The sequence below is a fragment of the Pinirhizobacter sp. genome (assembly GCF_035317885.1).
GTDB lineage: Bacteria > Pseudomonadota > Gammaproteobacteria > Xanthomonadales > Rhodanobacteraceae > Pinirhizobacter.
In genome coordinates this window covers 1-7,416 of record NZ_DATHFX010000404.1, presented here as the reverse complement: position 1 = coordinate 7,416, position 7,416 = coordinate 1, and the positions used below count along the sequence as shown (strand labels likewise).

12 protein-coding genes are annotated in these 7,416 nt (G+C 63.9%); all 12 read left to right on the top strand.

Annotation, left to right across the window (positions count from 1 at the left end; all coding sequences use genetic code 11):
• On the top strand, positions 1-333 hold a 333-nt coding region (gene rplR / locus VK519_RS13370; RefSeq protein WP_324350551.1), incomplete at its 5' end, for a 50S ribosomal protein L18.
• 127 nt (positions 334-460) lie between these two features.
• Positions 461-970: a 30S ribosomal protein S5 gene (rpsE, locus tag VK519_RS13365; RefSeq protein ID WP_250625424.1), complete on the top strand. Its 510-nt coding sequence runs from the start codon at positions 461-463 to the stop codon at positions 968-970.
• Entirely contained in the window at positions 963-1,169 is a 207-nt protein-coding gene (rpmD, locus tag VK519_RS13360) for a 50S ribosomal protein L30 (RefSeq protein ID WP_324350549.1), read from the top strand. Before rpsE ends, rpmD begins: the two co-directional genes overlap by 8 nt.
• 3 nt (positions 1,170-1,172) lie before the next feature.
• Positions 1,173-1,604: a 50S ribosomal protein L15 gene (gene rplO, locus VK519_RS13355; RefSeq protein ID WP_324350547.1), complete on the top strand. Its 432-nt coding sequence runs from the start codon at positions 1,173-1,175 to the stop codon at positions 1,602-1,604.
• Between the two features lie 4 nt (positions 1,605-1,608).
• Positions 1,609-2,937: a preprotein translocase subunit SecY gene (gene secY / locus VK519_RS13350; protein WP_324350545.1), complete on the top strand. Its 1,329-nt coding sequence runs from the start codon at positions 1,609-1,611 to the stop codon at positions 2,935-2,937.
• Positions 2,938-3,062: 125 nt separating this feature from the next.
• Positions 3,063-3,419 carry a 30S ribosomal protein S13 gene (rpsM, locus tag VK519_RS13345; RefSeq protein WP_324350544.1) on the top strand — a complete coding sequence of 119 codons (357 nt, stop codon included), beginning with the start codon at positions 3,063-3,065 and terminating at the stop codon, positions 3,417-3,419.
• Positions 3,420-3,430: 11 nt separating this feature from the next.
• The gene (rpsK, locus tag VK519_RS13340; RefSeq protein WP_007513384.1) at positions 3,431-3,817 is read left to right on the top strand and encodes a 30S ribosomal protein S11; all 387 of its coding nucleotides are present in this window, start codon (positions 3,431-3,433) and stop codon (positions 3,815-3,817) included.
• Between the two features lie 10 nt (positions 3,818-3,827).
• Complete coding sequence (gene rpsD, locus VK519_RS13335; RefSeq protein ID WP_324350503.1) at positions 3,828-4,454, top strand: 30S ribosomal protein S4; 627 nt, start codon at positions 3,828-3,830, stop codon at positions 4,452-4,454.
• 16 nt (positions 4,455-4,470) lie between these two features.
• On the top strand, positions 4,471-5,469 hold the full coding sequence (locus tag VK519_RS13330; RefSeq protein WP_250625430.1) for a DNA-directed RNA polymerase subunit alpha: 999 nt from the start codon (positions 4,471-4,473) through the stop codon (positions 5,467-5,469).
• A 36-nt stretch (positions 5,470-5,505) separates the two neighbouring features.
• Complete coding sequence (rplQ, locus tag VK519_RS13325) at positions 5,506-5,889, top strand: 50S ribosomal protein L17 (protein WP_324350501.1); 384 nt, start codon at positions 5,506-5,508, stop codon at positions 5,887-5,889.
• Positions 5,890-6,049: 160 nt separating this feature from the next.
• Positions 6,050-6,580, top strand: a complete 531-nt coding sequence (locus VK519_RS13320; protein WP_324350499.1) for a disulfide bond formation protein B — start codon at positions 6,050-6,052, stop codon at positions 6,578-6,580.
• Positions 6,511-7,416: 3-deoxy-7-phosphoheptulonate synthase (locus tag VK519_RS13315; RefSeq protein ID WP_414692752.1), on the top strand; the 906-nt coding region annotated here is incomplete at its 3' end. The genes VK519_RS13320 and VK519_RS13315, both read left to right, overlap by 70 nt.

Here is a 7,416-nt window from a genome sequence, read left to right as displayed (position 1 = left end):
CGCCTGCGCCGCGCCAAGTCCACCCGTTCGCACATCCGCGAGCTGGCGGTCCACCGCCTGAGCGTCCACCGCACCGGCCAGCACATCTATGCCCAGGTGTTCGCACCCGATGGCAAGGTCGTCGCCGCCGCTTCCACGGTGCAGAAGGCCGTCGCCGAGGGTCTGAAGAGCAAGCGCAACATCGAGGCCGCCACGGTCGTCGGCAAGACGGTCGCCGAGCGCGCCCGGGCCGCCGGTGTCGAGTCGGTTGCCTTCGATCGTTCGGGCTTCCGCTACCACGGCCGCATCAAGGCCCTGGCCGATGCCGCCCGCGAAGCCGGCCTGAAGTTCTAAGCAATTGCACCACAGGGCGCGGCTGGGCTGCTGGCCGCGCACCTTAAGTTCCATACAACTCCAAGCGGCGACCAAGCCGTAAACGTAAAGTCCCGGGCAAAACGTCCCGGGCGTACAGGAAACGAAGATGTCTTCGAATGATCGTGAAAATTCCGACGGGATGCTCGAAAAGCTCATCGCCGTCAACCGCGTGGCCAAGACGGTCAAGGGCGGTCGCCAGATGAGTTTCACCGCGCTCACGGTAGTGGGCGATGGCGAAGGCCGCGTCGGCTTCGGTTATGGCAAGGCACGTGAAGTGCCGGTCGCCATCTCCAAGGCCATGGAGCGCGCGCGTCGCCAGATGGTGAGCATCGAACTGAACAACGGCACCCTGTGGTACGCCATCAAGGCCAACCACGGCGCTGCCCGCGTCTACATGCAGCCCGCTTCCGAGGGTACCGGCGTGATCGCCGGTGGTGCCATGCGCGCCGTGCTCGAAGTGGTCGGCGTGAAGGACGTCCTGGCCAAGGCCGTGGGTTCGCGTAACCCGATCAACCTGGTCCGCGCCACCATCAAGGGCCTGCAGGCCGTGGCCTCGCCCAAGCGCATCGCCGCCAAGCGTGGCAAGACGATCGAAGAGGTACTGGGTAATGGCTAAGAAGAACGAAGCCGCCGCTGCCGTCGGCACCGTGCGCGTGCGCCTGGTCAAGGGCCTGCGCGGCGTCCAGGGTCGCCATCGCCTGAGCGTGAGGGCCCTGGGCCTGAGCAAGATCAACGATGTGCGCGATTTGAAGGATTCCCCCCAGGTCCGTGGCCTTATCAACACGGTCTACTACCTGGTTCGGGTCGAGGAGTAAATCATGCGTCTGAATGACATCAAGCCCGGCAAGGGCTCCCGCAAGACCCGCCTGCGGGTGGGTCGCGGTATCGGTTCGGGTCTCGGCAAGACCGCGGGGCGCGGTCACAAGGGTCAGCACGCTCGCGCTGGTGGTACGCATCGCGTCGGTTTCGAAGGCGGCCAGATGCCGCTGCAGCGCCGCCTGCCCAAGGTCGGCTTCCGCTCGCACAAGAAGGTTGAGACCCAGCAGGTGTTCCTGTACCAGCTGGCCAACCTCAAGGGCGACGCGTTCGACCTGGTCACGTTGCATGCGGCGGGCCTGGTGGACAGCCGCGCCAAGAAGGTCAAGATCGTCGCCAAGGGCGAGATCGGCCGCAAGATCAAAACGACGGGGCTCCTGGCCACCGCCGGCGCCAAGGCAGCCATTGAGGCTGCCGGCGGAAGCGTGGAGTAGTCGCGTGGCCGGAGCTCAGGGCAATACGCTCGGCTCGCTGGGCAAGCTGACGGAACTGCGTCAGCGCATCTTCTTTGTGATTGGTGCGCTGGTCGTCTTCCGCCTGGGCTCGTTCATCCCGGTCCCGGGCGTCAATCCGGAGGCGATGACTCGCCTGGTGGAGCAGGGCGGCGGTCTGATGGGCATGTTCAACATGTTCTCCGGCGGCTCGCTGGCCCGCTTTTCGATCTTCGCATTGGGCGTGGTGCCCTACATCTCGGCATCGATCGTGGTGCAGATGATGGGCTCGGTCATCCCCTCCCTGGCGCAGTTGCGCAAGGAAGGCGAGGCCGGTCGTCGCAAGATGACCATGTACACGCGCTTCGGCACCGTTGGCCTGGCCGCCTTCCAGGCGTTCATGCTGGCGGTGGGGTTCCAGGGCCAGGTGGCCCAGGGTTCAGGCGCACCGGTGGTATACCTGCCGGGTGCCGGGTTCGTGATGTCGGCGGTGGTTGGCCTGACGGCTGGCACCATGTTCCTGATGTGGCTGGGTGAACAGATCACCGAGCGCGGCATCGGTAACGGCATCTCGCTGTTGATTTTCGCCGGTATCGTGGCGGGGCTTCCGGGCGCCGTGGCGCATACCCTGACCATGGCCTCGAACAACGAGCTCACGCCGCTGCGCCTGATCATGGTAGTTGTGGTGATGCTGGCCACGATCGCCTTCGTGGTGTTCATGGAGCGGGGGCAGCGGCGGATCACGGTCAATTACGCACGCCGCCAGGGTGGCCAGCGGGCGTATATGAACCAGACCTCCCATCTGCCGCTGAAGATCAACATGGCGGGCGTCATTCCGCCGATCTTCGCCTCGAGCCTGTTGCTTTTCCCGGCAACCGCCGCCAACTGGTTGGACAAGTCGCATCAGTCCCGCTGGCTGCAGTACCTCACGACGTCGTTGACCCAGGGAGAGCCGGTCCACGACCTCGTGTTCGCCCTGCTGGTGATCGCGTTCGCCTTCTTCTACACGGCGATTGTCTTCAATTCGCAGGAAACGGCGGACAACCTCAAGCGCTCCGGCGCGCTGATCCCAGGCATCCGCCCGGGTCGCGCCACCGGGGAGTACATCGATGCCGTGATGACCCGCCTTACCGGTGTGGGCGCGCTGTACCTGGTGCTGGTCTGCCTGGTACCGACGTTCATGCAGAACCTGTGGCACGTGCCGTTCTACTTCGGCGGCACTTCGCTGCTGATCGTGGTGGTCGTGGTGATGGACTTCACTGCACAGGTGCAGGCGCACCTGGTCAGCCACCAGTACGAGAGTTTGCTCAAGAAGTCCAACTTGCGCCGAAGCTGAACGCGGCGCAGGCCCCCAAAACCGTGGAGGGCAGTGGCCTTAGGGCCGCAGGGCTTTCCGTTTGATTCAATTCAGGTTAGAATTGCGCGTTTACCGCGCACGAAACGCATCGGAGATAGAACATCATGGCGCGCATCGCGGGTGTCAATTTGCCGGTCCAGAAGCATGTCTGGGTCGGATTGCAGAGCATTTACGGCATCGGCCGTAGCCGGGCCAAGCAGGTCTGTGTGGACGCGGGTGTTACCCCGACCACCCAGATCAAGTCGCTGAGCGAGGGCGAAGTGGAGAAGCTTCGCGCCGAGATCGCCAAGTACACCGTCGAGGGCGACCTCCGCCGTGAGATTGGCATGGCCGTCAAGCGCCTGATGGACCTGGGCTGCTACCGCGGCCTCCGCCACCGTCGTGGCCTGCCGGTGCGCGGTCAGCGCACGCGTACCAATGCACGCACCCGCAAGGGTCCGCGTCGCCCGATCAAGAAGTAACGGATTCCATTATGGCTAAGCCGGTTAAAACCAAGAAGAAGATCAAGCGTGTTGTCACGGATGCCGTGGCCCACGTGCAGGCTTCCTTCAACAACACCATCGTCACTATCACCGACCGCCAGGGTAATGCCCTGTCGTGGGCGACGGCTGGCGGCGCGGGTTTCCGCGGTTCGCGCAAGTCCACCCCGTTCGCTGCCCAGGTTGCCGCCGAGAAAGCCGGCCGCGCCGCCGGCGATTACGGTGTGAAGACGGTCGAGGTTCGCATCAAGGGCCCTGGCCCCGGCCGCGAGTCCGCCGTACGTTCGTTGAACGCACTGGGTTACAAGGTGCTCAACATTATTGATGTCACGCCGATTCCGCACAACGGCTGCCGTCCCCCCAAGAAGCGTCGAGTCTAAGGAGACCACCATGGCCCGTTATCGTGGAGCTACCTGCAAACTCGCCCGTCGCGAGGGTGCGGATCTCGGTCTGAAGAGCCCGGCGCGCGCGCTGGACTCCAAGTGCAAGCTGGAAAACAAGCCCGGCCAGCATGGCGCCAACAAGCGCGCCCGTCTGTCGGATTACGCCGTGCAGTTGCGTGAGAAGCAGAAGGTCAAGCGCATCTACGGCGTGCTTGAGCGCCAGTTCTCGAACTATTACACCAAGGCCTCGACCCAGAAGGGCAACACGGGTGAGAACCTGCTGCGCCTGCTGGAACAGCGCCTGGACAACGTCGTCTACCGCATGGGCTTCGCGGTCACCCGCGCCCAGGCCCGCCAGCTTGTCTCGCACAAGGCTGTCGTGGTCAACGGCAAGAAGGTCAATGTTCCCTCTTTCCACGTTCGCCCGGGTGACGAAGTCTCCCTGACCGAACGTGCCAGGACGCAGTTGCGCGTGCAGGAAGCGGCCACCGTGTATGACACGATGGACCTCCGCCCGATGTGGGTCGAAGTGGATGCCAAGAAGTTCGCGGGGACCTTCAAGTCCGTGCCGGACCGTGGCGACCTGCCGGCCGATATCAACGAAGCGCTGATCGTCGAGCTTTACTCGAAGTAATTCACCGGAGCCTTGCATGGCAGTTTCGTCAACTAGTGTGCTGCGGCCACGCGGCCTCAGCGTCGAGCAACTTGGTGCGAATCGCGCCAAGGTCGTGGTCGAGCCGCTCGAGCGTGGTTTCGGCCACACCCTGGGCAACGCGCTGCGTCGCGTGCTGCTCTCGTCCATCCCCGGTAGCGCGATCGTCGAGGTTGAAATCGACGGCGTGCTGCACGAGTACACCACGCTCGAGGGCCTGCAGGAAGACGTGATTGAAGTCCTGCTGAACCTGAAGGACGTCGCGATCCGCCAGCATAGCGGCGATGAGGTCACCCTCACGCTGTCGAAGAAGGGCAAGGGCGTGGTCACCGCCGGCGATATCGCCGTCGACCACTCGGTGGAGATCGTCAACCCCGAGCACGTGATCTGCCACCTCACCAAGGACGTCGCCCTCAACATGCGCCTGAAGGTGCGTCGCGGCGTCGGCTACCAGCCGGCCAGCGCGCGCCAGCACCCGGACGATGACACCCGTCCGATCGGCCGCCTGCAGCTGGATGCCTCGTTCGCCCCGGTCCTGCGCGTGGCCTACGAAGTGGACGCCGCCCGTGTGGAGCAGCGCACCAACCTCGACAAGCTCGTGCTCGACATCGAGACCAACGGCACCATCGGCGCGGAAGATGCCGTCCGCAAGGCCGCGGAGATCATCAACGACCAGCTGGGCGTATTCGGCGATTTCTCGCGCCGCGAAAGCGACACCAGCAAGGCGGAGAAGGGCGGTTTCGATCCGCTGCTGCTACGCCCGATCGACGACCTCGAGCTGACCGTTCGTTCGGCCAACTGCCTGAAAGCCGAGAGCATCTACTACATCGGCGATCTGGTTCAGAAGACCGAAGTGGAGCTGCTGAAAACCCCGAACCTGGGCAAGAAGTCGCTTACCGAAATCAAGGACGTGCTGGGCGGTCGTGGACTCGCCCTCGGCATGAAACTGGAAAACTGGCCGCCGCCGGGCCTCTCGCACGGCATGCAGCTGGGCTAAGCCCCGCTTAGCCCTCTTTAGAACTGGAACAAGACCATGCGCCACCAAAAATCCGGACGCAAACTCAACCGCACGAGCAGCCATCGTGAAGCCATGTTCCGCAACATGGCCTCTTCGCTGGTCAAGCACGAGCTGATCCGCACGACCTTGCCTAAGGCCAAGGAACTGCGTCGCGTCGCCGAACCGCTGATCACCCTGGCCAAGAACGATGGCGTTGCCAATCGTCGTCTTGCTTTCGCGCGCTTGCGCGACAAGCAGGCCGTCGGCAAGCTCTTCGTCGAACTCGGTCCCCGTTATCGCGAACGCGCCGGCGGTTACCTGCGCATCCTCAAGTGCGGCTTCCGTCCGGGTGACAATGCGCCGATGGCGTACGTGGAACTGGTCGATCGCCCGCAGGTCGAGGCTGTCGACGCCGAATAACGCTTAACACCGCGTTCTTCAAACGCAAAAGCCCCGGCCGGGAAACCTGCCGGGGCTTTTGCGTTACTGCAATTGTTTCATTTGTAACGCTTGCAACGCGGGACTTCCCTCATCGCCGGCTTGCGCGTAACGTGACTATCCCGCACTGCATCATGACCCTATGAACCCCTTCGCCTGGTCCTTTCGCTCCCGCTATGCCCTCGGTTTCGTCGTTTGTGCCGGCCTGATGGGGTTCGCCCTGTACGCGCAGTACGTGATGAACCTCGATCCGTGCCCGCTGTGCATCTTCCAGCGCGTAGCCGTGTGCTTGATGGGTTTGTTCTTCCTTATCGGCGCACTGCATGGCCCTGCGCGCGGCGGCCGCAAGGTGTACGCCACGCTGGTGGTGCTGGGCGGGCTCGCCGGCATCGTCGTGGCCGGGCGCCATCTTTGGTTGCAGAGCCTGCCAGCTTCCGAAGTGCCCTCCTGTGGGCCGGGGCTGGCCTATCTCTGGGACACATTCCCACTGCTGAAGATGTTCAAGCTCGCCTTCACTGGTTCCGGTGAGTGCGCCAAGATCGAACCCATCCTGGGCCTGCCGATGCCGGCCTGGACCCTCCTTTGGTTCATCGTGCTTTCCATCTGGGCCTTGCTGCCCGGTACCCGCCGCAACCGCAACACCCTACGTCCGCTACAGGCCAGCCGCTTATGAAACTGCATCCCGTGAACGAAGCCGCCCAATGGGCCCCGGAATCCTGGGCGACGCGTACCGCGCTCCAGCAGCCGGCCTATGAGGACGCCACGGAACTTAGCGATGTGCTGGCCGAGCTCGGGCAACTGCCTCCCCTGGTTACTTCATGGGAGGTGCTCACGCTCAAGGAGCGCCTGGCCGAGGCCCAGGAAGGCAAGCGCTTCCTTTTGCAGGGCGGTGATTGCGCCGAAAGCTTCGCTGACTGCAACAGCTCGATCATCTCCAACCGGCTCAAGGTACTGCTGCAGATGAGCCTGGTACTGGTGCACGGGTTGAAGCGTCCGGTACTGCGCGTGGGCCGCTTCGCCGGGCAGTACGCCAAGCCGCGCTCGGCCGATACCGAAACCCGCGAAGGCGTTACCCTGCCGGCCTTCCGTGGCGACCTCATCAACAGCCCGGACTTCACGCCCGCCGCCCGCCGCGCCGATCCGCGTCGCCTGATCAAGGCCCATGCCCGCTCGGCGATGACGATGAACTTCGTCCGCGCGCTCATCGATGGCGGCTTTGCCGATCTCCACCATCCCGAATACTGGGACCTGGCCTGGGTGGAGCATTCCCCGCTGGCTGCCGAGTACCGCCGCATGGTGGCGAGTATCGGCGATTCCCTGCGCTTCATGGAGACCCTCGCCGGCCAGTCGATCAACAGCTACCAGCGGGTGGATTTCTACACCTCGCATGAAGCGCTGTTGCTGCACTACGAGCAGGCGCTTACCCGCCAGGTGCCGCGCCAGTGGGGCTGGTTCAACCTGTCCACGCATTTCCCATGGATCGGCATGCGCACCGCCGCGCTCGATGGC

Excerpts from the sequence above, each read along its gene's own strand:
- rpsE (WP_250625424.1), top strand. The coding sequence starts at position 461 with ATGTCTTCGAATGATCGTGAAAATTCCGACGGGATGCTCGAAAAGCTC.
- rpmD (WP_324350549.1), top strand. The coding sequence starts at position 963 with ATGGCTAAGAAGAACGAAGCCGCCGCTGCCGTCGGCACCGTGCGCGTG.
- rplO (WP_324350547.1), top strand. The coding sequence starts at position 1,173 with ATGCGTCTGAATGACATCAAGCCCGGCAAGGGCTCCCGCAAGACCCGC.
- rpsM (WP_324350544.1), top strand. The coding sequence starts at position 3,063 with ATGGCGCGCATCGCGGGTGTCAATTTGCCGGTCCAGAAGCATGTCTGG.
- rpsK (WP_007513384.1), top strand. The coding sequence starts at position 3,431 with ATGGCTAAGCCGGTTAAAACCAAGAAGAAGATCAAGCGTGTTGTCACG.
- rpsD (WP_324350503.1), top strand. The coding sequence starts at position 3,828 with ATGGCCCGTTATCGTGGAGCTACCTGCAAACTCGCCCGTCGCGAGGGT.
- VK519_RS13330 (WP_250625430.1), top strand. The coding sequence starts at position 4,471 with ATGGCAGTTTCGTCAACTAGTGTGCTGCGGCCACGCGGCCTCAGCGTC.
- rplQ (WP_324350501.1), top strand. The coding sequence starts at position 5,506 with ATGCGCCACCAAAAATCCGGACGCAAACTCAACCGCACGAGCAGCCAT.
- VK519_RS13320 (WP_324350499.1), top strand. The coding sequence starts at position 6,050 with ATGAACCCCTTCGCCTGGTCCTTTCGCTCCCGCTATGCCCTCGGTTTC.